This is a genomic window from Dictyoglomus sp. DH (assembly GCF_055181375.1).
Window position 1 is genome coordinate 1,410,648 of the sequence record NZ_CM143706.1, and the last position, 22,252, is coordinate 1,432,899.

The window sequence follows — 22,252 nt, forward strand, 5'->3', positions numbered from 1 at the left end:
TGTCACCTTCCTCTTTCTTTAAGTTTATTAACCATTTTATCATACTCATCTTTACTCACAAAACCTACAAGCAAGTATTCTTGTCCTTCTGAAAAAATAAGTTCTGGATATAAATAAAATTCCTTTATCTCTTTAGTATTCTTAACATGAAGTCTTGGCCCTGTACAATGTATTACTTTGTCTCCTATTTTAATATGTTGTTTATCCCAATAAGAAACTTCTAAACTCATATCAATATATTCTTTAACTTTTTCTTCTATTCCTTTGATATCTATATTAGGTTTTTCTTTTAACTTAATAACAAATCCATGTTTGATATCACTATGCCCTTCAATATATCTATACAACCCATATTCTTCTAATACCATACCTGTTAAGTCCTCAGCAGTATGAGCTTGTAATCTATATGTCAAAGAAGGAAACACTATATTTACTATTTCTTGAGGTAAAGGACCAAATACATTAGGCCTCGTTACTATAACTTCCTCTCCAATCCCTATCAAAAGATCTGCGTTTCTTTTTAAATAAGGATAAATAAGTTCAAAATGCTCACAAACAACTTTTTTTTCATTTTCCAAGGCTTTTAGAATAGATTCTGCCAATATATATATGGGATAGAAAGCTAATTCAAACCTAACATCCACATGATAAATAAAATCATAAAACATACTTCTTTGAAAATCTTCTATTATAGGTGCTGGACGTCTATATATACCTTCATCATCATTAGTTAAACTTAACCCTGGAAACAATCCTCTTATAAGTAAGGATTTTCCTGAACCAGAATCTCCAATTACTCCAATAAGTTTATCATCAGAAAGTAAAAAATTCTGAGAAATTACAGATCCAAGAAGCATAAGTCTTGCTTCTCCACGAGGGGCATAATAAATAGCTTCCTTCAGAAGCACTTTTGTATGAATCATTTTTTATTATTTCCAAAAAGAATTACCCTCAGAATCTATGGCAACCATAGCAGGAAAATCTTCTACCTCAAGATAATAGATAGCTTCTGGTCCTAATTCATGAAAAGCAAAAACTTCCATTTTCTTTATCTTATCTCCCAAATAGGCTCCTGCACCCCCTACTGTTACAAGATAAACCCCCTTATACTTTTTAAAATACATTTCTGTTTCTTTATCTCTTTTCCCTTTTCCTATAAAACCGACTATTCCTTGAGAAAGTAGCCATGGCACAAAAGGATCCATTCTTTTACTTGTTGTAGGGCCAGCTGATCCTGAAGCTCTTCCAGGAGGTGCGGGTGATGGCCCCATATGATAAATAAGACTATTTTTTAGTTCTAAAGGTATATCTTTCCTTTCTTTTATTAGATCAACAAGAAGTTTACACGCTTGGTCTCGAGCAGAATATATAGGACCATCTAATAATAACCATTCACCTACTTTTAAAGATTTAAGTTCATTTATCTCATTTGGAAGATTAATCTTTTTAAATTTCATATTTCAAACCACCCATGTCTTATAGCAGAACATTGCATATTTATGGCCAAAGTAAAACCAGCAATGTGAACAGGAAATACCTCAATATGTACTCCTAATGCAGTAGTCTTACCCCCTAAACCTCCTGGACCTATATTTAACTCATTAATCTCCTTTAACAATTTTTCCTCCATTTTGGCCCAATACGGATCATTATTCTTTTCTTTCAGGGGTCTTAAAGTAGCTTTTTTGGACAATAAAGCAGCCTTTTCTAAAGTTCCTCCTATACCTATTCCAACAAGTAATGGAGGACATGCATTTGGACCATGGTTTTTTACATGATTGACTATCTCACTAATAAGTTCATCCTCAGTTATTGTTGGTATAAGGCTTTTAACAATGCTGGCATTTTCACTCCCAAAACCTTTTATCAATATATAAAACCTTAATTTATCCCCAGTTTTTATTTCGTAATGCACTATTGCAGGTGTATTATCTTGTGTATTTATCCTTTTAAGAGGGTCTTTGACTACAGAAGGCCTAAGATAATTTTTTTTATAAACCTCTGATACAGCCCTATTTATGATATCGTTAAGATTTCCTTTTATACATACCTTATCTCCTATTTCTACAAAGGCAATCACCATCCCACAATCCTGACATATAGGAATTCTTTTTTCTTTTGCTATCTTTGCATTCTTAATAAGTATATCAAGAACAATTCTTGCATTCTCATTATTTTCAATATTATATGCCTCTAAAAGTGCATCTTCCACATCCTTAGGTAATTCAAAGTTAGCTTTTGTTATGACATGGACTAATTTATTATAAATTATGTCTCCCTCTATAACTCTAAACATCTATTTTCACCTCAAGTAAAGGAGCATGTTGCTGAGCCCCATAGACATCTGAATCTCCAGGACTTCCTGATGGAACTTTTCTTTTAATATTTGCTTTAACTGCACATACAGGATCAAAGTAAATAACCGAAATTACATCTGATCCTTTGAGCCCATACAAGTTTGCCCAAAAATTTTTTGAAAAATAGTCCATATTTTTAAGTTTTTCATATACTTCCTTTTCCTTAAAGATTATATCGATAGTTAAAATAAAAGGACCACTATTTTTTGTTCTTATAACTTTTGCTAATTCCACCATACTCCTCATAATAACTATACCTCTACCACTTTAATAGGAAATTCATAGTCGTCAAGTTTTATAAGATGATATAATTTAAACTCAAAAACTTCCCCCCATATAACCTCAGAAGGAGAGAAAGGAAAGGCAAGATTACCTGCTGTTGCTATTCTTCCTTTATAACCATAATGAAGCAACGTAGATCTTATATATCCTAATATCATCTTTGTTATATTAATATCCTTACTTATGACCTCTATAACAAGACCTAATTCATGAGATACACCATTAAATCTTTCCCATTCACCCATTACTCCATTCTTTCCATATACATGAAAATAAATTTGGTAATCATCTGTCATATCTCTAAAGTTTTCTCTTACTAATTCTCTCTGAATCTCCAATATTTCATCTATTTGTGAAATCATGATAGGATCCCTAATACCTGCTATACATACACCTCTTATTCCAACAAACTTTGTCCCTTCTACTTTTAACCACTTTTCTTTTCCTTCTATAAATCTTGAACCCTTTACAATAACTGTTTTCTCATCCTTTTGAGTAAAAGTGGTAGTTGTCAAATCAATAATTCCATCTGGTCCATGTAAGAAATAAGGATCACTTTTTTCATATAATGTATGGGCAGCAACAGATGTAACTGTACACTTTCTATTCTCATTTATGGGAAATACTTCAAAATGATCATCAAAGAGAACACCTATAAGTCCATCTCTTCCACTTCCTGGTTCTGCTGCAATAGCCCCACATTCTAATATTTTACCTAAATGAAGAGATAATCCCTTAGAATAACCATAATGTATAGGTAAAGCAGAAAAAGGTGCAGGGTCATAACTTCGTCCACAAATTATTATATTCACACTTTTTTTATAACCTTCTATAAAAGGATCAATACCAACTTGTGCTACAATATTCGTAATACTTTCCAAATCCTCTACCCCAACTTCTGAGGAACCATCCAAGGTTTTAATATTTCCGTTAGTTATGGATTCCTTTATTTTATCCTTAGGAATATCCGTATATATTATAGCTATTTTCATGTGCCAATTATTTTCTTCCAGTATCTCCTTTACTATTTCAAAGGTCCAATCTACAGATGATTTACTGCCACATCCCCCAGCACTTCCTATAAATAATGGAATATCCAATTTATGAACCATATTAATTAGGTATTTTAAATCTCTTTTTGTAGCACCACGATCTACAAATGAGATACCCCTTCCAAGATAATATGGGCCAGGATCAGTAGACCCAGCATCAACAGCAACTAAATCTGGCTTTATTTCTAAAGCATTATAATAACTTTGTTCTGGAAAACCATATCCAAGAATTGCTGTGGGTGAATAGATTTTAAACACTTTTTACTAAGCCCTTCCTTCTTAGAATTTGAAGTGTTCTATTCATTTCATTATTTACTATCATTAAACCCTCATCTACTCCCATGCCAGGTTTTGCTAATATCTGATCTGCTTGAACTGCAAGACCTATATGCACAGAAACTTGAGCAGACCTATCTGTCTCATTACAACTTCCTCCTATATAAGTACCAATGTTATGTCCTTTACAATATAAAGCTGCCTCAATAGAATTATGAATACTACCTAAAACAGGAGTTTTTATTTGTATCATATCAACCGCCTCTGCTTTTATGAAATCTCTAATATCTTCAAGACTATTACACCATTCATCAGCAACTATTTCTACTCCCAAACCTCTTCCTTTTAGCTCTTTTCTCAATTTGCTTAAAAACTCAATTTGTTTCTCCCTATTTTCTAAATCAACAGGACCTTCTATTCTGAGTTTATGTGGAAATGAAATTTTTTCAAGCCTTGCTAAATATTCTACTATTTCATCAATATTATAATTAAATGCTATACCTATAGTTCCATATACATCTATGTGAAAAATTGGTAAATATCCTTCCTCTCCTAATATTCTTACCCTTTCTTTGAGCCAGCCTAAATATTCTATTAGTTTTTCTCCTCTCCACCCTAATTTTGTCTCTACGTTATTTATTAAACCATGTGGAAGAACATCTACTCTCTTCAGTATCATTTTGTCCACACTAATATAACGATCGTCTCCTGATTGAGCAAAAATTGGAATTCTCTTTATATCAAAATTTAAATTATACTCCTCTCTTATTATCTCAGTCATAGTCTTCCTATAATGTTTTGAAAACGCATCAAGAATTGCTTGAGAAATTCCGTACCTTACTGCAGTATGTAACTTATGATCATTTATTTTGAAATTGTCAATCTTAACACATAAATCCTTAAAACTTCTCCATTCATCCTTTAACAGAAAAGGGAAAACATGTTGTTCCAAAATTTGTAACCATTCACTAGTTTTAAAGAGAGGATCTCTTCCTCCTGCACCAGAATATTGAATAGCAGTACAATCCCCATAAGCTATCTGATCATCCTCCAAAATGAAGATAATAGATATACTTTCTCCTTTCTGCCTTATAGCCTCATAACCTTCAGTTAATGGTACTCCTCTATAGGCGAAACCATCTTCACGAGCCCCTGCCTTAATAGCTCTTTGGTCATCAAAATAGAAACCAGAAAGTCCTATCGAATATAGTACATCTTTAATCATTTATTTACCTCGGTCTTCCTATTAATCTTCCCTTACTGATTGCATAGATATCATCAAGTACCATTTGAAAATTTACATCTCTTTTCTCAAAACGAGCTCTCTCTTCCAATCTTTCCTTATGAAAAGTTTTTACCTCTTCATCAAAAGGTAGATTTCCAAAATCAAAAAATCTAACAGCACCTTCATTATCCCGTACTGGCATTACTCTTCCATAAGTATATTTACTTGGTGCAAAAGGTACATCCAAAATTCCTGAAGAGAAAGCCTTAACAGCTCCCACAGCTATATCCCCTTTCCCTATTTCATAAACCCTATTGAGGATAGATCTTACTTCTCTTTCAATAATATATTCCTCTTGGCTTAACTTCTCTTCATCTATAAAATTTTGGTTTTCTAACATATTTAAAACCTGACGAGTATTCTTAAGGGCTGAAGCATTTGCTTCTTTTGTGGGAATACCAATAGCTTCCTGGGGTGTTTTTACAATTATCTTTGTTACCTTCGATATAGCCCCAGCTATAGTCCCGAAACTTATAACTGCGTAAGCTTTAGCTTCATCTTCTGGAAAACCTCCCATCCAGTGATGTAGAACAGTAGTTATATGAACATCATAATAACCAAAACTCGCAAGATATTCCCTTGTTAGTTTCTCTAAAATTTTTATTGAAGCTACATCTTGAATAATATTACCACATTGTCCATATCCTACACTAAAACTTTTCACTCCTTGTTCTGCTGCAAGAATGGCTTCTATTATTCCAATACTTATTGAGATAGACGGTGGAACTAAAGTACCAGTGAGAGGGCCAAAAGATTCTCTATTTATTAATATTCCTTCTTGTGCATATATTCCTACTAGATAATCTATATATTGCCAATATAAAATTGAATTTTCCAATGGAACATCCTTAGCATAAGGAATATTGTAAGTAATTCCTCCCCCTTCAAAAGATGTAAAACCTGCAGCCAAAGTAATCTCAGCAAGAAGTCTTGCATCTGGAGTACCATGTCTTACTTCAACAGGCACTTTTACACTTTCTATGATTTCTCTACAAGCTTTTACTCCATAATTAACAGCTGGAAAACCATTAAGAAGATATCTTCCTTCTTTTAAACTTTCTTCTATTCCCAATTGTGCTTCTTTATATCTATTCTGTCGAGTATAACTATCAATAGTTGTAGGTAAGATATCTGCTCCTCCCTCATCTTGTAAATATTGAAGAAGAACAATATGATCTTTTAAAATTGGAATACCTGCTCTTGGTTGTAATAAGGTTTTATTATTCTGAGATGCTTCTCTTAATACATAATCGGTCTGCTTTTCTTTAGGTAAAGATGTTAAATATAAAAAGGCTTCTTTTAAATCAACTTCTCTACCTGTAGGCCATGAATTCAAGACATCTTCTCTCATATTAAGAAAATATTTATGATCCCATTTCTTATTTTTTATAAACATAATCTCATCCCTCTATACTTTGTTTATATATTTTTCTACAAGACTCATAGATTTATCCTTATAGATCTCCGAGATTACTCCTATAGCAAACATTATATATTCCTTATCTACATAAAAGGTAGGATTTTTAGGCTTCAATATAAAAGGTTCATCATTAGAATATATTACACCCTTTAAACTTTCCACTCTATAAGGATTATATATTAAAGGCCCACCTGTACATACCACTTTATCCAATTCCCTTAAATCTTTCCCATATTGGAAAAGCAATGTTCCCATAGGGGTATACACCATTTCTATATGCCCTACATGTCTCTCTGTAGCAATCTTTACAGCAAAATAAGCAAGAATAGCGTCTAAATGTAAATCTTCATCATTTTTTGGAATATAACTCGTATTTATGTTTAAAAATTTTACTTTTTCCTCTATAACTTTAACCTTATCACGTGAAAAACTTTTTATAATATCTTTTTTTGCAGACTCAAATAAAGATAATGCAGATACTCTAACCCCCAAATCTCCTTCCACAGATCTTTTTACATATGGCTCTTTTAATCCCTTTAAGATTACATTATTCTGAGTAGGTTCTCCCTTTGCTACAGAACAAACATCGGTAGTTGCTCCTCCCACATCAATTAATAAACATTCACCATATATCTCTGAGAAACTTTCCAAACCCTTTAATACAGCAAGTGGTGTAGGCATTACTATACCGTCTATTATTTCTTGCACTTTATCTAATCCCTTTGCATGTATAATGTTTCTTAAAAAGACCTCTCTGATAATATTTTGGACCTTTTCTATATTTATAACTCCATATTCAGGCATTACATTCTCTGTTATGTATATTTCTTTACTATTAGATAAAAAAATATTTTTTATTTCATCTTGTAAATCTTTATTTCCAGCATAGATAAAAGGAATATTTAAGGGAAGCCTTGATAATTTTTTAGCATTTATTATTGGATAGTATCTATTTCCCCCATCTGTTCCCCCAGCCAAAATTATAATATCTGGCTTTAAATAAAGAATCTCGTCCAAATCCGAATTTGTAAGTTCATAGGAATAGGTCTTAATTACCTTTCCCCCTGCTCCTAAACTTGCTTTCTTAGCTGCCTCAGAAGTTAAATCTGGAACTAAACCTATAGCAATTATTTTTAAACCTCCAGCAGCACTGCTTGTAGCTTTTTTAATATTAAAATCCCTTATATTCAATCCAGTTTGTCTTTCTATTTCAGAAATTACATTTTGAAGACCTATCGTTACATCTTCATTTACAGTAGATGGATATTTTGCTCTCCCTATAATTTCACTTTTATCTAAATCAAAAGCTACACCTTTAGTAAATGTACTTCCTATATCAAATATGATTGCCTTCATAATTATTTATCTAATCCTAAATCTTTTTTTAAATCTCTAATAACTTCATCTGGCATTGTTTTTGGTGGATATACTCTATTAAATCCTAATTCTTTAAATTTCTTTTCCACTTCTTCCCAATTTTTTTGGCCTATTCCCAAATTTCCACCTATATACAACAATACATTATCAAGACCTGCCTCTTGTAGTTTTTCCCTGAATCCTCTACAATCAAGCTCAGCATGTCCATATAAAGATGAAACTAAAATAGCTCTTGCATCAGATTCAATCGCTGCTTTTATGAAATCTTCTTGAGAAGAAAGAACTCCAATATTAACCACATCAAAACCTGCAGATCTTAAAGCATAATCCAAAATTCTTAAACCAACCGCATGTACATCCGCCCCTATTACTCCGAGAACCACCGTCCTCTCACCCACTAAAATCACCCCTTAATAAGATTAAATATTAATAGAGATGTATTATAAAGATTATCTAATTTAATTTTCTCCTCCTTAGAATGAGCATTCTCCATACCTATCCCCACATTTATAGCCTTTATACCATAAGAATTTAGAATATTAGCATCACTTCCCCCCATAGTATAAGTAAATACTGGATTCTTTCCCATTTTATTTAATATGCTCTCTATATACTTTACTAATGTTTCATTAGGATCAATAGAAAAACCTTTGTAAAGACTTTCTTTCTTTAAATCAAAACTTCCCCCTCTATCCTTTAATGCCGAAAGTTCTTTTTCCATATTTTGCCATTGTGTACTAAGTTTACTCTTATCTATACTTCTAAACTCACCCTCCAGATAAACTTCCTCTGGAACTATATTTGTAGCTCTTCCACCTTTTATAATACCAACATTAGAGGTTACATCTTTTTCTATTCTTCCCCATTTAAGTTTCAATAAAAACTCAGAAGCAAGAAGAATAGCATTTATTCCTTTCTCAGGAGAGGTACCTGCATGGGAGGCTTTACCAAATATCTTTAAATAAAACCTATCATGATATGGGGCACTAAGTATTAACGTACCAACATCACCTTCTCCATCTAAGACATATCCCTCTTTTGCGTGTAAAAGTGAAAGATCCACGTTTTTAGCCCCTAAAAGTCCGATCTCTTCACTAACAGTAAAAAGAAATTCTATTTTTCTATTTTTAATATTATTTTCTTTTATTGCAGTTATAGCCTCTATTATAGCTGCTATTGCAGCTTTATCATCAGCCCCCAAAATAGTGTTTTTGTCACTAACTATGTAATCACCTTCAATCTTTGGATTTATATTTTCACCGGGATCTACTGTATCCATATGAGCGGATATTAAAAAAGGTTCTCCTTCACCATCCATAATTGCTATTAAATTCCCTGAACTCCCACCTATTTTTTCACCTGCAAAGTCCTCATAAACTTCCAAACCTAATGCTTTTAACCTACTCTTTAAAAATTGAGAAAACTCTTTTTCCTTAAGGGAAGGGGAAGGTATTTTGATTATTTGAAAAAAAGTATTAATGAGTCTTTCTTTACTTAGCAATCATTTCACTCCTTTCAATTTCAACCTGCTCTACTTTCCATCCTACGTTAAGCAATTTATTTAATATTCTTTCAAATCCCACAGAATCACCTGTGGTATATACTTTTACAATAGGATTGGCCAAATCCTCTTTTGACAAAATTCTTAATATCTCTTGGGATGGATCTATAATTGGAATTTGGGGATATAGTCTTTCTATAACAGGTTTGATGAAAGGTAAATGAGTACATCCTAAAACTAATCCATCAATATCTTTATCAATTAAAGGATCTATACATTTTTTAAGCTCGTTTATTATTATTTCACCATCTATTATCCCATTTTCAATAGTTTCCAAAAGAGGGCCTTCACTACAAGATTTTACATATACTTCTATATCTTGGGATACAAATTTATTTATTAAAGTAGGATAAATTTTACTTTCTTTTGTTCTACGGGTTGCAAGAACGCCTATTCTTTTCCAATTTGTATTTTTTATTCCGTCAATAGCACTTAATATAATACTATATATCTTTATATTATAATCTTTAAACTTATCGAGTAAATAATCATAGGCAACAGCTGATGCAGTATTACATGCAATTATAATTTCTCCAATATCCAATCTTGTAAAAAACTCTACAATTTCTGATACTCTTTCCTGAATAAATTCTACCTTCTTAATACCATAGGGGAAATATTTTGTATCTCCTAAAAAATAAACTTCATAGTAAATTTTTCTTTCAACAACTTCTTTAAGAACAGAGAGACCACCGACACCAGAATCTAAGATACCAATCTTCTTACTCATTTTTTACTTCTCCCTTTCTATATAATTCTATAGCTTCAATAATCTTTTCTATAAGTTTATCCTGATATTCATCTCTTAACAATAATTTTCTATCCTCATCGTTGGTTAGAAAACCCATTTCTATAATTACAGATGGTATAGGAACTCTGGAAAGTACATAGAACCTTCCTTTTATACTTCTTCTAACAAGAAACCCACTACTGTTGAAAATATTGAAAAGCATATTAACTAATCTCTCTGATAAATCAGTAGCATAACAAATCTCAATACCTCTAACATCATTGGAAAAAGCTGCATTTGAATGAATACTAATGAACAAAGCAGATGTGATAAGATTATTATTCAAGTTTATAGAAGAATTAACAATTTTTACACGATCATCCAAGGAAATATTAGAATCATCACTACGTGTTAGAATAACATTGTAACCTTTCTGTCTGAGGGTTTCGGCAAGTTTAAGTGAGACTTTCAAATTAATATCTTTTTCTTTAATATCTCCATATATAGCACCAGGATCAGTACCTCCATGTCCTGGATCAATAAAAATAGTAAAATCATTATTTTCTAATCTATTTTCCTCTGAACTTAGCTCTTCCTTTTTAAAAGATATTTTTAGTGCATTTTCCCCTATTTCTTCCGCAGTTTGAATTGAATCTGTATATGTCTCAAAAACTAATCTCATAATCTTTTTACCTTCATCTCTTAAACCGATTCTTAAAATCTTAACAGGATATACATTTATGGTTAACTCTTGAGAAGTCAAAGAAAAAGTCGAACCTATGAAATCATAATAAATTCTTGGAGGATCATATAAAATCTTTTTTTCCTGAAAGGTATAAGTTCCAAGAAAAGTAAGAAAAAAATCTACACTATCCTTTTCCTCTTTCCATTTTAAATCTGTTAATACCGATTGAACATTAGTAGTTTGTTTTTGGCTTTTCTCTTCTGTTATATCATTTCCCAAAAATCTGACATAAATATTACCATCATTTAGTTTAATATCATAATTAGGGATTTTATCTTTAAATTCTATTACAACTCTAACAATATAAGGAGCTACATTAAATTGGGAAAAACGAATATTTTTAATATTAGCATCTTTAGGTATAATTTCTCCTTTGTTGTTTATATAAACTGTATTTAAAAGGTCAATCACAAGGCGAGAAGGATTTTGCAATACTAAAGTTTTTACTTCAACAGGGGATTCTGCTTTAAAAGCTATAGATAGTAAATTTTTAGAATATTTTATTTCTAAAACTTCATGAACAATAAAAATAGTATTCTCTTTTAGATAGATTCTATACCCCAATAATCTAAAAAAAGATGACAAAGGAAAATATATAACATCTTCTCTTATAATAGGATATAAAAGGGTAGTTTCTTTCTTATTTATTATGCACTTTTTATCTCCAATGTTTGCGGAAAAAACCTCTTTTTTTTCTCGATAAAGAACTACCTTATTATTTTCTTGGGAAAAATCATATTTAAAGGTTGATGCAAACAAGGGTAAAGGCATATATATTTCTGAATCTTTTATTTTCAGAACAGTAAGAATTTTAGTTTTCTCGCCCAAAAAATTTATTTCAAGAGAAGAGGGTTCTTCTCCCAAAATTATTGCTGAAAGATGAATACTAAAAAACAAAAAAAATAAAATATATATACTTACTTTCTTCAACTTTGTTAACTCCTCAATTCATTATGGTTACTTTAATAATTTTGGTGGAGGCGGCGGGAGTCGAACCCGCGTCCAGAGAGCAAGAATCAAAAGCCTCTACAAGCTTAGCGGGAGTTTTAAGATTTTCGGCCCTTACAGACTCCCTCCCGCAGGATTCTGTAAGCGCCTATCCCCTATTATCTTACCCTCCCTTATGGGAATCAGGAGGGGCAGCTGGCTAACTATGACACTCTTCTAACCCTGCCAGCCCGGGTTAGAAGAGCGTAGCTGCTAAATTAAGCAGCTAATGCTAAATTTGTGTTGGCACTTCTTTTTTGCCGTTGTTTTACGAGGCAACGGCACCTCGGCTTGCAGCTTTTGATCCTTGTACTCCCTGTCGAAACCAATCGCCCCCACTAATACTTCATCTTATATAATCTTTCTAGTTCTCTTCTTTCAGCTTTTTCTGCCAAATCTTTTCTTTTATCGTACAACTTTTTACCTTTTGCTAATCCTAACTCTACTTTTGCCCAACCACGTTCATTAAAGTATATAGATAAAGGAATTAATGTCAAGCCCTTTTCTTTAACTTTACCTACAAGATAAGCAATCTCATCCTTATTCAGCAATAACTTTCTTGGTCGCTTAGGATCATGGTTATATATATTACCATGCTCGTAAGGGCTTATGTGAAGATTATAAATCCAAACCTCACCGTTTTTAACATCAGCATAACTATCTTGCATACTTACTTTACCACTTCTTAGAGACTTTACTTCAGTACCTGTCAAGGAAATACCAGCCTCAAAAGTCTCTAAGATAAAGTAATCATGCTTCGCTTTTCTATTTACTGCTACAATCTTTTTTTCCTTTGCCATTTTCTATATAAATTATATCAAATTTTACTCCGAATATCCAAAGGGGTGATTTTTCATCCAATTCCATGCAGATAAAATCATGGTTTCTAAATCTGGAAAATCAGGTTGCCATTGTAATTCTTTTTTAATCTTATCAGAGCTTGCTATAAGCACTGCCGGATCTCCAGGTCTTCTTGGTGCCTCTTTTATTGGAATTTTTTCACCTACAACCTTTTCAGCAGTTTTTATAACTTCCCTGACAGAATATCCTTTTGAATTACCAAGATTAAAAACCTCAGAATTCCTTCCATTTAATAAAGCTTCTAAAGCCAAAATGTGTGCCTTCGAAAGATCGGATACATGTATATAATCCCTAATGCATGTACCATCAGGGGTCGGATAATCTGTACCATATATTTCTACATATTCTCTTTGCTTTAAGGCTGTTTTTAAGACTATAGGTATTAAATGTGTTTCAGGTCTATGATCCTCTCCTAATTCTCCCTCCATATCTGCACCAGCAGCATTAAAATATCGAAGAGAAATATACTTAATCCCCAAAAGCCTATCATACCAATTTAATATTTCTTCAAACATCAATTTCGAAGATCCATAAACATTAGTAGGATTTTTAGGGTGTTCTTCTGGAATTGGAATAATTTTAGGTTCGCCATATACAGCTGCAGTTGAAGAAAAAATAAAATATTTAACTCCAAAATCTTTCATCGATTCTAAAATGTTCAATCCACCTAATATATTATTTTCGTAATATTTAGCAGGATTTTGCATAGACTCTCCTACAGTACTCAAAGCTGCAAAATGCATAACTGCATCAATTTTATACTTATTAAAAACTTCTTTTACCTTTTCTTTATTTTTTAAATCTATATTCTCAAAATATTTAGACAATATGGCTTTTTTATGCCCTTTCTCTAAATTATCCAAAACCAAAACTTCATATCCCTTTTTAAGAAGATCTTTAACTACATGACTTCCTATATATCCTGCGCCACCAGTTACTAGTATATATCCCATTATGATAGTCCTCCTTCAATTTATGAAAAATTCTCTGATTGATTCAATAATATAATCTACTTCCTCATTGGTAAGCTCTGGCCACATCGGTAATGCAATAACTTCTTTACTTGCTTTTTCAGCCTCAGGAAAATCTCCCTCTCTATAACCTAAATCCTTATAACATTCTTGTAAATGAAGAGGTAAAGGATAATATATAGCAGTACCAATACCTTTATTAGCGAGATACTCCTGTAATTCATCTCTATTTTTAGTTCTTATCACGTATTGATGGAATACATGTTTCACATATGGCTTTACTTCAGGTACTATAATATCTAAATCTTTTAGACCCTCCGAATAGATCTTAGCAATTTCTATTCTTCTCTCAATCCAATGATCTAAATACTTCAATTTTATCCTAAGAATAGCAGCCTGTATTTCATCTAATCTACTATTATGACCTATTAATTCATGATAATATTTTTTCCTACTTCCATGTACTCTAAGTAGCTTTATCTTTTCATACAATTTTTCATCATTAGTTGTAATTAAACCACCATCACCATAAGCACCTAAATTTTTCGTAGGGAAAAAACTAAAACATCCAGTATTCCCAATACTTCCAGCTCGCTTACCTTTATACTCCGCTCCTATAGCTTGACAAGCATCCTCTATAACATAAAGATTATATTTCTCAGCAAGATATTCAATATCATCCATCTCTGCCATCTGTCCAAAAAGATGTACAGGAATAATAGCTTTTGTCTTTGGGGTTATTGCATCTTCTATCTTATTAGGATCTATATTAAAAGTTTTAGAATCTATATCTACAAAAACTGGTTTTGCTTTTAATAGAGAAATTATCTCTGAAGTAGCAAAAAAAGTAAAAGGAGTTGTTATAACTTCATCACCTTCTCCAATACCCAAGGCTTCTAAAGACAATAAAAGGGCATCAGTACCTGAAGCAACTCCTACTGCGTATTTTGTACCACAATAATCTGCAAGTCTTTTCTCAAGAAGTTCCACATTCTCACCTAATATAAATTGCCCCTTTGCCATTACTTCTTCTAAAACAGGCAATAACTCAGAAGATAGTTTTTTATATTGTCTCTTCAAATCAAAAGCTGGAATATTCATTATTTACCTCCCAATTTACTCCATTCTCTTTTAAATCCTTCCCAAAAATTGAGGAAAAAAGCAAGAAAGATACCTAAAAATACGCTACTTATTCCTGCTATAAGCACATTAAGAACGGTAGAAGGTTTTGATTTTTTTATGGGTGGCTTTGCAGGATCAAGAACTGATATGTTAACCATCTCCTTAGTCTCGTCTATTTTTGCCTGTTCATATTGGGACAAAAGCATGGTATAAATGGTTTCTTGTACCTTTACATCCCTTAATAATTTTGTTAATCGCAAACCTAATTCTGGTAGATTAGAAAGTTTTCTTTGATATTCTTCTAAAATTCTACTCAGCGCTTTTTCTTTTGCTTCATTACTTAAAATATTAATCTGAAGGCTAAACAGATCATAAAGGGAAGTATCATTTATGGCTTTATATATTCTCTCTAATTCATCTCTCAAAAGTTTCTTTGTTTGCTCTATTGCATATTTCATTGAAACTACCTTGGGGTGATTTTCCCCATAATCAATAGTAAGCATAGCTAATTCTGATTCTTGAGAAATAAGTTTATTTCTTAGATCAGAAAGAATAGTTGATGTGGCTGTAAGAGAAGTAATAGCAAGTAAATCTTTTTTTTGTAATTTTTGCTGTTTTATAAGCTCATTTTTAAGATTTTCAAGACTTTCCTTTGCTACATTTAAAGATACCAAAGTTATCTGTCTTTCGCCTTCCAGTTTTGCCAAATTATCAATAACAGTCTTTGCCTCCTCATTCACATCAAAAATAAGATTTTTTTCTTGAAATTCTCTTAAGCGATTTTCAGCCATCTCAAGCTCTTTCTTAACCCTCTCTATTTGCTTCTCTAAAAATTCTCTTGTTCTCTTCGCTGAATATATATTAAGAGATGCATTTATCTTCTCTAAGGCTTCTATATAAGTATTTGCTATGTCCGATGCGAGTTTTGGATCCTTGGCTTCTGCAGTTATGGTTATAGTATTTTCTTTATCATTAGTTGTGATTTTAACACTTTTCATCAATTTTTCTAAAGCATCTTCTTTAGTTTTCTCTTTAAAATAATTTTCTAAATTTAATTTATCAAAAACATATTCTGCGGCTGTTCTACTTTTTAAAATGGCCACCAAATTAGCAGAAGGTGTTGTAGGAAAACCAATACCAAGAGAAAATGGAAGACTTTGAGCCAAAGCTGCTAAGGAAGAACTACTAGTATTTTGCGTAGGAAGGAGTATAACAGCTTTAGATTCATAAATTTTAGGAGAAAGTAAACTATAAAGAAGAGCTATAATAGTTGATATTAAAAATAAAGATATTACGAGCTTTTTTCTTTGCCAAACAACAAAAAAAAGCTCTACTAAGCTTATTTCGTCATCATATCTTGTTTCATTCATTACCCTTCCCCCTTATTCTCAAACATAGAATAAAGTTCCCTCTTCATAATTCCAAACTTTTGAGAAATCATCTCCTCCCCATATTTGTACCTTTTCTACTCCATTTTTAACAGCAAATAAAGAAGATTCAATCTTAGGAATCATTCCTCCAGTTACCTTTCCATTTTTTATCAGTTCTAAAGCCTTATCTACATTAAGAGATTTTATAACTATTTCTTTACCATCTTCTTTGATCATAACTCCTGGAACATCAGTACAGAAAATAAGCCTATTAACTTTAAGAAAAACTCCTAAGGATAATGCTGCAGTGTCAGCATTTATATTGTAAGAATTTCCCTCGTTATCCACCCCAATAGACGATATTACAATCACATACCTCTTTTCTAACAAAGCATTAATAGGTTCCAAATCCACATTAATAACCTCTCCTACAAAACCAAGATCAATATCATCAATATATAATTTTTTACAATAAAAAATAGACTTACCATTGATCCCAACAGCCTTTATATTTTCTTTTTTCATTTGGGATAAAACCTTTCCTTGTATTTCTCCAGATAGGACCATCTCTACAATTTTTAGCGTTTCCTCATCTGTAACTCTTCTTCCTTTTATAAATTTGGGCTCCAATCCAAATTTCTCCATCCAAAAATTAATTTCTTTTCCTCCACCATGAACCAAAACAAAATTTTCTCCTTTTTCATGTAAATTTCTTATCTCTTTTAAAAAAAGGGGGAGCTTATTTAAAAGGTTTCCACCTATTTTTATTAAGTTAACATTTTTCTTATCCACGGGTTAACTTTAACAAAACCTCCTGAGATATAGCTTTCAATGTTTCCATTACTCCCTTTCCTTCTATTGCAACCGCTTCAAAATATTTATATTTACCTTCAGGATTTAGTTTCTCATTTAATTCTTCAACGCTTACTATATCAGGTAAATCTCTTTTGTTATATTGAAAAACAAATGGTAAATTATTAAACTCATAACCAACAGCTGCTAACTCCCTTTTTAATGCCTCAAAAATTCTAACATTCTCTTCTAATCTACTTCTTTGAGAATCAACTACAAAAACTAACCCATCTACTCCCCTTAAAATTAGCTTCCTACTTGCCTCATATAAAGCTTGACCTGGGGTTGTATATAATTGGAATCTCAATTTAAAACCTTGAACTGTTCCTAAATCTAAGGGAAGAAAGTCAAAAAACAAAGTTCTTTCTGTTTCTGTAGCTAAAGAAACTAATTCTCCTCTCCTATCAGGAGAAACCATTTTGTATATTTGTTGCAAATTTACAGTCTTACCACTTAAACCGGGACCACAATAAACAATCTTACAAGTTATCTCTTTTGCAGCATAATTTAAAACAGCCATAGATTTTCACCTTTTTTAAAAATTTTTACTTTTTAAAGAAATCTTCTATATCATTAAAATTGAATTCAGCTTTTGGAATATCTTTCTGTTTTTCCTTAATTTTCTTGATTATTTTAGCTAAATTTTCGCAAGCTTTTTGTGCAAAAAGTCTTACCATTCCTAATGTAGTAGAATCATCAAAAATAACTAAGAGCAATACTTGTTTTTCAATATGGGATATATGCAGATGGTTTCTTTTACCTTGATGGAATATTAAAGAAAACTCTTCTTCTCCAAGAAGTTTTGCCAGTTCTTGAGTCGCAGAGAAAGCTCCTGCAGCCAAGGCAGATATAGTTACAAAATCAAACTGAGAAGCAGTTCCCCTACCACCAATAACAGTACCACTTTTATCTATCAATAGAGCAGCCTTAGCTTTTGATTCCGATAAAAATTGTCCCAAATAACGCTCAATCTCCTCCTGGTCCTCCAATGATATAACTAAAGATAATATCTGTTCTCTTTCATCCATTTAGAACCCTCCTTAGATATTACTTAATTAAAATTTTTACAAAAATTATAATCCTTTAAAAGCCTATAGTCAAACTTAGAATTCTTCTCTTAGGCTTAGCGATTTAAAGGAAGTAGAATTTTTGAGAAACAGCAATTTCACAGTTCCTGTGGGTCCATTTCTTTGTTTAGCTATTATGATTTCCACCTCTTCTGGCATGTCTGATTCTACTTCTGACTCTTGAGCCTTATAATATCCTTCTCTATATATAAAAATTACTACATCAGCATCCTGCTCTAAGCCTCCAGACCCTCTTAAATCTGAAAGTTGTGGTCTTCTTTCTGCTCTTGTTTCCACAGCCCTTGATAACTGAGATATAGCTATTACTGGAACCTCTAATTCACGGGCTAAGGATTTTAATCCTCTTGAGATTTCTGATATTTGTTGATGCTCGCTCTTATCTCTATCGAGCAACCTTATAAGCTGTAAATAATCCACAATTATAAGAGAAAGTCCTCTTTCTGCTTTTAATCTTCTTGCTCTTGCTCTCATCTCTATAACATTCAAATCAGGAGTATCATCAACAAAAATAGGTGCTTCAGCAAGTTTACCAAAAGCTCTTGCTAATTTTGGCCACTCATGTTCTTTAATCTGACCAGTTCGCAACCTGTGAATATCTATTTGGGCTTCTGACCCTAAAAGTCTTAAAGCCAATTGAAAACTTGACATTTCTAAACTAAAAATAGCAACGGGTAAATGCTCTTCTAAGGCTACATGTTGGGCAATATTTAAACAAAAGGACGTTTTTCCCATACCAGGCCTTGCAGCCACAATAATAAGATCAGAAGGTTGTAAACCCCCAGTTTTTCTATCCAAATCCCAAAATCCAGTAGGAATACCCGTATACGGTTTTCCAGTCTGGTGTAATCTCTCTATTTCTTTAAAACTTTTTGCAAGTATATCCCTAAGAGGTACTAAAGTTCTAAATCTATGGTGTTGAGCTATATCAAATATTAACTGTTCAGCTTTATCTACCAGAAGTTCTGGTGCTTCATTTTCTCTATAGCCTAAGGATACTATTTCCGTACCCGCATATATAAGCTTTCTAAGTAAAGCCTTTTCAGCAACAATATTAGCGTAATATTCTACATTTGCTGCTGTGGGTACTACATCCAACAAAGAAGCAACATATAAACTGCCCCCAACTCTTCCTAACAAATTTCTGCTTCTCAACTCCTCTGTTACAGATACTAAATCTACTGGAAGGCCCTTTTCAAAGAGCTCTACAATTACTCGAAAAATAATACTATGATGTTCATAATAAAAACTATCCGATTGAAGAATTTCAATAACTTTCGCAATAGCATCTCTGGAAAGGAGCATTGCTCCTAAAACAGCCTGCTCTGCTTCTTCATTATGAGGTGGAACTTTTCCTAATATATCTTCCCTATTTTTCATCTATTTCTCAGCTTCCACGATAATTTTTGCTTTAGCAGCAACTTGAGGATGAAGTTTTATGGTCACTTCATATTCTCCTAAAGATTTTATCGGTTCATCTAACTCCACTTGTTTCTTATCTATACCAAGTTTTAATTTTTCGTTTATAATATCTGCCACATCTTTACTAGTTATCGAGCCAAAAAGTTTACCTGTTTCTCCTACCTTAGCTTTTACAACATATGTATTCTTCTCTAATAATTCTTTTTCCTTTCTAAACTTTTCTATCAGTTTTTCTTCCTTTTTCTTTTTAGAAATTTCCTGTAATTTTAAATTTTCTAATAATCCCTCATTGACTTCTTGAGCTAATCCTTTTGGAAGCAAATAATTTCTTGCATAACCGTCACTTACATCAATAACATCTCCTTTTTTTCCAAGATTATTTACATCTTTTAAAAGCATTACTTTAATTTTTTTCATATTTCTACTCCCTTTTCATCAAGATTTTCTCTCTTAAAGGATAAAAAATATCTATAAGTCCTACAATAAATATTATACTCCCGAAAATAGGATTTAAAATCATGAAAATCAATAATAACCATCTAAGCCATTTAACAATAATATAATTTTTTAGAAATATCCAAAGTATAATATATCCATTTAAAAGTACTAAGGCCTGAATCAATAAAGAGATATTTATACCTAAATATTGAATCCACGGTAAAGCTTTTAAAAAACTATAAGTTATTCCAGTGATAATATAAATAATAAAAAGAATAAATAATAACTTTTTAGAAACCCTTAAAGATTCTATACTTGGTAACTTGGGAATATTTACCTGAAATCTTCTTAAAACCCTCTCAGCTATGAGATAATTTATAATTACTTGGGTAAAGGCAGATATAATTAGAAGGGTTGGGATAAAAAGATTTATATTTTTTACAAAACTTCCTTGTAAATTGATAATTTCTTGAGATTCCTTATCTTTAAAATATTTAGATAAAAGTTCTGATGATTTCTGCCAACTTTCCTTATAAACATCTAACCCCAGAGCTTTCTCAAAGGGGATCTTAAAAAATATCATAGAAATCATGATATTTAATACTTGAAAAAATTGAATTATAACAAAACCGATAAACAACAACTTATATATATTCCATTTTGCTTTTATGCCGTATCCAATAAAAATGCCCAAAAAACCAGAAGGCAAAAATAAAGCAAAAGTACTAAATGGATTCATCATTAAACTTGCAAGTATAAAAGAGATAAGAAGAGAAAGAAAGCTTATCTTAATATTATGCCGATAAGATAGAAAGATAAATGGCAAAGAACAAAAGAAAATTAGAGGAAAGAACCAATAAGAAAGCCAAAATAAAATAATACTTATAGCTGTTATTAAACTTCCTTCAGCAACACTGTGAGTATTGAACATACATCAAAAAGAGGAGGGAGAGTTTATACTCTCCCTCTTAATAATCATTTTACTTAACCACATAAGGTAAAAGTGCCATATATCTTGCTCTTTTTATCGCAGTACTTAATTGTCTTTGATGTCTTGCACAATTGCCACTTACTCTTCTTGGAATAATTTTGCCCTTTTCCGTCATAAATCTGCGTAATCTTTCCACATTCTTATAATCTATATAATCTATTTTTTCACTACAAAAAACACAAAACTTTTTTCTTCCTGAAGAATATGCAAATCTTTGAGTTTTAGCAGAAACCTTATCATTACTCATTCTTCTTCCTCCTCGCTTTCCTCCAGTAATTCATTTAAAATCTCTTCTTCACTTTCAATTTCAATACTTGTAACATCTTCAATAGGTTCCTCTACAGAGTTTGGTTCATTATTTTCCTCTTTCTTTCCCAAAAAATGAACATTTATAGCCTCTACTTCTACTACTTTTCTTTTCTGACCATCAGGAGTTTGATAAATCCTTGTCCTTAATCTTCCTTCAACCGCCACAAGTCTTCCCTTTTTTAAATAATCACCACATATTTCCGCAAGCCTTCTCCATGCCACTATGTCTATGAAATCTGCTGTTCTTTCACCCTTACTATTTTTAGGTCTATTAACAGCTATTCTAAAAGTAGTAACGGGCACCCCACTTGGAGTGTATCTCATCTCTGGATCTTTTACTAAATGTCCAATCAATAATACTTTATTAAGCATAATTCATTATTCTTCCTTCTCTAATAGAGTAATCATATACCTTAAAATCTTCTCCCTCAACTTCAACCTTCTTTCAAATTCAGATAACTGATTTTGTGGGAATAAAAAAGTCATAATCACGTAATATCCATCATTAAACTTCTTAACAGGATAAGCCAATGTTTTCTTACCCCAGTTATCAACTGTTTGAACCTCTCCACCTAAATTTTCTATATCCTTTTTAAGATCCTCCGTAAGTTGATTCAATTCTTCTTCTGAAAGCTCAGGACTGATTAAATACATTACCTCATACTTACGCATCTCTAACCTCCTTTGGACTTTTTGGCCCCATGTTTTAAGCATGGAGCAGGATTTAGCTCAAAAATTATACTATTATTTTAACAAAAA

At 32.0% G+C, this 22,252-nt stretch carries 25 protein-coding genes and 1 other RNA gene; all 26 read right to left on the bottom strand.

Going from position 1 to position 22,252, the window contains the following annotated elements; translation table 11 throughout:
• Window positions 1-2: 2 nt before the first annotated feature.
• The 26 genes from ACY3JJ_RS07025 to rpsF all read right to left on the bottom strand — a co-directional run bounded on the left by ACY3JJ_RS07025 (window position 3) and on the right by rpsF (window position 22,165).
• Entirely contained in the window at window positions 3-923 is a 921-nt protein-coding gene (locus ACY3JJ_RS07025) for an alanine-tRNA synthetase second additional domain-containing protein (protein WP_463091379.1), read from the bottom strand.
• Window positions 924-929: 6 nt separating this feature from the next.
• Window positions 930-1,457: a FumA C-terminus/TtdB family hydratase beta subunit gene (locus ACY3JJ_RS07030; RefSeq protein ID WP_463091380.1), complete on the bottom strand. Its 528-nt coding sequence runs from the start codon at window positions 1,455-1,457 to the stop codon at window positions 930-932.
• Window positions 1,454-2,296 (bottom strand): fumarate hydratase, encoded by an 843-nt coding sequence (locus ACY3JJ_RS07035; RefSeq protein WP_463091381.1) that lies wholly within the window; start codon window positions 2,294-2,296, stop codon window positions 1,454-1,456. The genes ACY3JJ_RS07030 and ACY3JJ_RS07035 overlap by 4 nt, the downstream gene beginning before the upstream one ends.
• Entirely contained in the window at window positions 2,289-2,603 is a 315-nt protein-coding gene (locus ACY3JJ_RS07040; RefSeq protein WP_463081893.1) for a DUF4387 domain-containing protein, read from the bottom strand. The genes ACY3JJ_RS07035 and ACY3JJ_RS07040 overlap by 8 nt, the downstream gene beginning before the upstream one ends.
• Window positions 2,604-2,608: 5 nt before the next feature.
• On the bottom strand, window positions 2,609-3,949 hold the full coding sequence (locus tag ACY3JJ_RS07045) for an acyclic terpene utilization AtuA family protein (RefSeq protein ID WP_463091382.1): 1,341 nt from the start codon (window positions 3,947-3,949) through the stop codon (window positions 2,609-2,611).
• The gene (locus ACY3JJ_RS07050; protein WP_463091383.1) at window positions 3,942-5,192 is read right to left on the bottom strand and encodes a methylaspartate ammonia-lyase; all 1,251 of its coding nucleotides are present in this window, start codon (window positions 5,190-5,192) and stop codon (window positions 3,942-3,944) included. The genes ACY3JJ_RS07045 and ACY3JJ_RS07050 overlap by 8 nt, the downstream gene beginning before the upstream one ends.
• A gap of 4 nt (window positions 5,193-5,196) precedes the next feature.
• Window positions 5,197-6,648 (bottom strand): methylaspartate mutase subunit E, encoded by a 1,452-nt coding sequence (locus tag ACY3JJ_RS07055; protein WP_463091384.1) that lies wholly within the window; start codon window positions 6,646-6,648, stop codon window positions 5,197-5,199.
• 12 nt (window positions 6,649-6,660) lie between these two features.
• Window positions 6,661-8,028, bottom strand: coding sequence for a methylaspartate mutase accessory protein GlmL (glmL, locus tag ACY3JJ_RS07060; RefSeq protein WP_463091385.1), 1,368 nt, complete (start codon window positions 8,026-8,028; stop codon window positions 6,661-6,663).
• 2 nt (window positions 8,029-8,030) lie between these two features.
• Window positions 8,031-8,447 carry a methylaspartate mutase subunit S gene (gene glmS, locus ACY3JJ_RS07065; protein WP_463081888.1) on the bottom strand — a complete coding sequence of 139 codons (417 nt, stop codon included), beginning with the start codon at window positions 8,445-8,447 and terminating at the stop codon, window positions 8,031-8,033.
• 5 nt (window positions 8,448-8,452) lie between these two features.
• Entirely contained in the window at window positions 8,453-9,550 is a 1,098-nt protein-coding gene (locus ACY3JJ_RS07070; protein ID WP_463091386.1) for a M20/M25/M40 family metallo-hydrolase, read from the bottom strand.
• Window positions 9,540-10,340 carry a glutamate racemase gene (gene murI / locus ACY3JJ_RS07075; RefSeq protein ID WP_463091387.1) on the bottom strand — a complete coding sequence of 267 codons (801 nt, stop codon included), beginning with the start codon at window positions 10,338-10,340 and terminating at the stop codon, window positions 9,540-9,542. The genes ACY3JJ_RS07070 and murI overlap by 11 nt, the downstream gene beginning before the upstream one ends.
• Entirely contained in the window at window positions 10,333-12,015 is a 1,683-nt protein-coding gene (locus ACY3JJ_RS07080; RefSeq protein WP_463091388.1) for an N-acetylmuramoyl-L-alanine amidase, read from the bottom strand. Before ACY3JJ_RS07080 ends, murI begins: the two co-directional genes overlap by 8 nt.
• A gap of 42 nt (window positions 12,016-12,057) precedes the next feature.
• Window positions 12,058-12,409, bottom strand: a transfer-messenger RNA (tmRNA) gene (gene ssrA, locus ACY3JJ_RS07085).
• A gap of 1 nt (window position 12,410) precedes the next feature.
• Complete coding sequence (gene smpB, locus ACY3JJ_RS07090) at window positions 12,411-12,872, bottom strand: SsrA-binding protein SmpB (RefSeq protein WP_463081884.1); 462 nt, start codon at window positions 12,870-12,872, stop codon at window positions 12,411-12,413.
• Between the two features lie 24 nt (window positions 12,873-12,896).
• Window positions 12,897-13,886 (bottom strand): UDP-glucose 4-epimerase GalE, encoded by a 990-nt coding sequence (galE, locus tag ACY3JJ_RS07095; protein ID WP_463091389.1) that lies wholly within the window; start codon window positions 13,884-13,886, stop codon window positions 12,897-12,899.
• Between the two features lie 15 nt (window positions 13,887-13,901).
• Window positions 13,902-15,005 carry a DegT/DnrJ/EryC1/StrS family aminotransferase gene (locus ACY3JJ_RS07100; protein WP_463091390.1) on the bottom strand — a complete coding sequence of 368 codons (1,104 nt, stop codon included), beginning with the start codon at window positions 15,003-15,005 and terminating at the stop codon, window positions 13,902-13,904.
• Window positions 15,005-16,396 (bottom strand): GumC family protein, encoded by a 1,392-nt coding sequence (locus ACY3JJ_RS07105; protein WP_463081881.1) that lies wholly within the window; start codon window positions 16,394-16,396, stop codon window positions 15,005-15,007. Before ACY3JJ_RS07105 ends, ACY3JJ_RS07100 begins: the two co-directional genes overlap by 1 nt.
• A gap of 18 nt (window positions 16,397-16,414) precedes the next feature.
• Window positions 16,415-17,188 carry an acetylglutamate kinase gene (argB, locus tag ACY3JJ_RS07110; protein ID WP_463091391.1) on the bottom strand — a complete coding sequence of 258 codons (774 nt, stop codon included), beginning with the start codon at window positions 17,186-17,188 and terminating at the stop codon, window positions 16,415-16,417.
• Window positions 17,181-17,768 (bottom strand): GTP-binding protein, encoded by a 588-nt coding sequence (locus tag ACY3JJ_RS07115; RefSeq protein WP_463091392.1) that lies wholly within the window; start codon window positions 17,766-17,768, stop codon window positions 17,181-17,183. Before ACY3JJ_RS07115 ends, argB begins: the two co-directional genes overlap by 8 nt.
• A gap of 25 nt (window positions 17,769-17,793) precedes the next feature.
• On the bottom strand, window positions 17,794-18,276 hold the full coding sequence (locus ACY3JJ_RS07120; protein ID WP_148807469.1) for a roadblock/LC7 domain-containing protein: 483 nt from the start codon (window positions 18,274-18,276) through the stop codon (window positions 17,794-17,796).
• A 75-nt stretch (window positions 18,277-18,351) separates the two neighbouring features.
• Window positions 18,352-19,713: a replicative DNA helicase gene (gene dnaB, locus ACY3JJ_RS07125; protein WP_463091393.1), complete on the bottom strand. Its 1,362-nt coding sequence runs from the start codon at window positions 19,711-19,713 to the stop codon at window positions 18,352-18,354.
• Window positions 19,714-20,172 carry a 50S ribosomal protein L9 gene (rplI, locus tag ACY3JJ_RS07130; protein WP_463091394.1) on the bottom strand — a complete coding sequence of 153 codons (459 nt, stop codon included), beginning with the start codon at window positions 20,170-20,172 and terminating at the stop codon, window positions 19,714-19,716.
• Between the two features lie 4 nt (window positions 20,173-20,176).
• Window positions 20,177-21,124, bottom strand: a complete 948-nt coding sequence (locus tag ACY3JJ_RS07135; RefSeq protein ID WP_463091395.1) for a DUF2232 domain-containing protein — start codon at window positions 21,122-21,124, stop codon at window positions 20,177-20,179.
• 49 nt (window positions 21,125-21,173) lie between these two features.
• Complete coding sequence (gene rpsR, locus ACY3JJ_RS07140) at window positions 21,174-21,431, bottom strand: 30S ribosomal protein S18 (protein WP_463081875.1); 258 nt, start codon at window positions 21,429-21,431, stop codon at window positions 21,174-21,176.
• Window positions 21,428-21,865, bottom strand: coding sequence for a single-stranded DNA-binding protein (locus ACY3JJ_RS07145; RefSeq protein WP_463091396.1), 438 nt, complete (start codon window positions 21,863-21,865; stop codon window positions 21,428-21,430). The genes rpsR and ACY3JJ_RS07145 overlap by 4 nt, the downstream gene beginning before the upstream one ends.
• A 6-nt stretch (window positions 21,866-21,871) precedes the next feature.
• Window positions 21,872-22,165, bottom strand: coding sequence for a 30S ribosomal protein S6 (gene rpsF / locus ACY3JJ_RS07150; RefSeq protein WP_463091397.1), 294 nt, complete (start codon window positions 22,163-22,165; stop codon window positions 21,872-21,874).
• Window positions 22,166-22,252 lie beyond the last annotated feature (87 nt).

What these genes read in the sequence shown, in the direction of transcription:
- ACY3JJ_RS07025 (WP_463091379.1), bottom strand. Translation starts at nt 923, where the DNA reads ATGATTCATACAAAAGTGCTTCTGAAGGAAGCTATTTATTATGCCCCT.
- ACY3JJ_RS07115 (WP_463091392.1), bottom strand. Translation starts at nt 17,768, where the DNA reads ATGGCTGTTTTAAATTATGCTGCAAAAGAGATAACTTGTAAGATTGTT.
- murI (WP_463091387.1), bottom strand. Translation starts at nt 10,340, where the DNA reads ATGAGTAAGAAGATTGGTATCTTAGATTCTGGTGTCGGTGGTCTCTCT.
- rplI (WP_463091394.1), bottom strand. Translation starts at nt 20,172, where the DNA reads ATGAAAAAAATTAAAGTAATGCTTTTAAAAGATGTAAATAATCTTGGA.
- ACY3JJ_RS07105 (WP_463081881.1), bottom strand. Translation starts at nt 16,396, where the DNA reads ATGAATGAAACAAGATATGATGACGAAATAAGCTTAGTAGAGCTTTTT.
- rpsF (WP_463091397.1), bottom strand. Translation starts at nt 22,165, where the DNA reads ATGCGTAAGTATGAGGTAATGTATTTAATCAGTCCTGAGCTTTCAGAA.
- ACY3JJ_RS07135 (WP_463091395.1), bottom strand. Translation starts at nt 21,124, where the DNA reads ATGTTCAATACTCACAGTGTTGCTGAAGGAAGTTTAATAACAGCTATA.
- dnaB (WP_463091393.1), bottom strand. Translation starts at nt 19,713, where the DNA reads ATGAAAAATAGGGAAGATATATTAGGAAAAGTTCCACCTCATAATGAA.
- ACY3JJ_RS07035 (WP_463091381.1), bottom strand. Translation starts at nt 2,296, where the DNA reads ATGTTTAGAGTTATAGAGGGAGACATAATTTATAATAAATTAGTCCAT.
- ACY3JJ_RS07030 (WP_463091380.1), bottom strand. Translation starts at nt 1,457, where the DNA reads ATGAAATTTAAAAAGATTAATCTTCCAAATGAGATAAATGAACTTAAA.
- ACY3JJ_RS07100 (WP_463091390.1), bottom strand. Translation starts at nt 15,005, where the DNA reads ATGAATATTCCAGCTTTTGATTTGAAGAGACAATATAAAAAACTATCT.
- ACY3JJ_RS07040 (WP_463081893.1), bottom strand. Translation starts at nt 2,603, where the DNA reads ATGAGGAGTATGGTGGAATTAGCAAAAGTTATAAGAACAAAAAATAGT.
- ACY3JJ_RS07120 (WP_148807469.1), bottom strand. Translation starts at nt 18,276, where the DNA reads ATGGATGAAAGAGAACAGATATTATCTTTAGTTATATCATTGGAGGAC.
- glmL (WP_463091385.1), bottom strand. Translation starts at nt 8,028, where the DNA reads ATGAAGGCAATCATATTTGATATAGGAAGTACATTTACTAAAGGTGTA.
- rpsR (WP_463081875.1), bottom strand. Translation starts at nt 21,431, where the DNA reads ATGAGTAATGATAAGGTTTCTGCTAAAACTCAAAGATTTGCATATTCT.
- galE (WP_463091389.1), bottom strand. Translation starts at nt 13,886, where the DNA reads ATGGGATATATACTAGTAACTGGTGGCGCAGGATATATAGGAAGTCAT.
- smpB (WP_463081884.1), bottom strand. Translation starts at nt 12,872, where the DNA reads ATGGCAAAGGAAAAAAAGATTGTAGCAGTAAATAGAAAAGCGAAGCAT.
- ACY3JJ_RS07055 (WP_463091384.1), bottom strand. Translation starts at nt 6,648, where the DNA reads ATGTTTATAAAAAATAAGAAATGGGATCATAAATATTTTCTTAATATG.
- ACY3JJ_RS07050 (WP_463091383.1), bottom strand. Translation starts at nt 5,192, where the DNA reads ATGATTAAAGATGTACTATATTCGATAGGACTTTCTGGTTTCTATTTT.
- ACY3JJ_RS07145 (WP_463091396.1), bottom strand. Translation starts at nt 21,865, where the DNA reads ATGCTTAATAAAGTATTATTGATTGGACATTTAGTAAAAGATCCAGAG.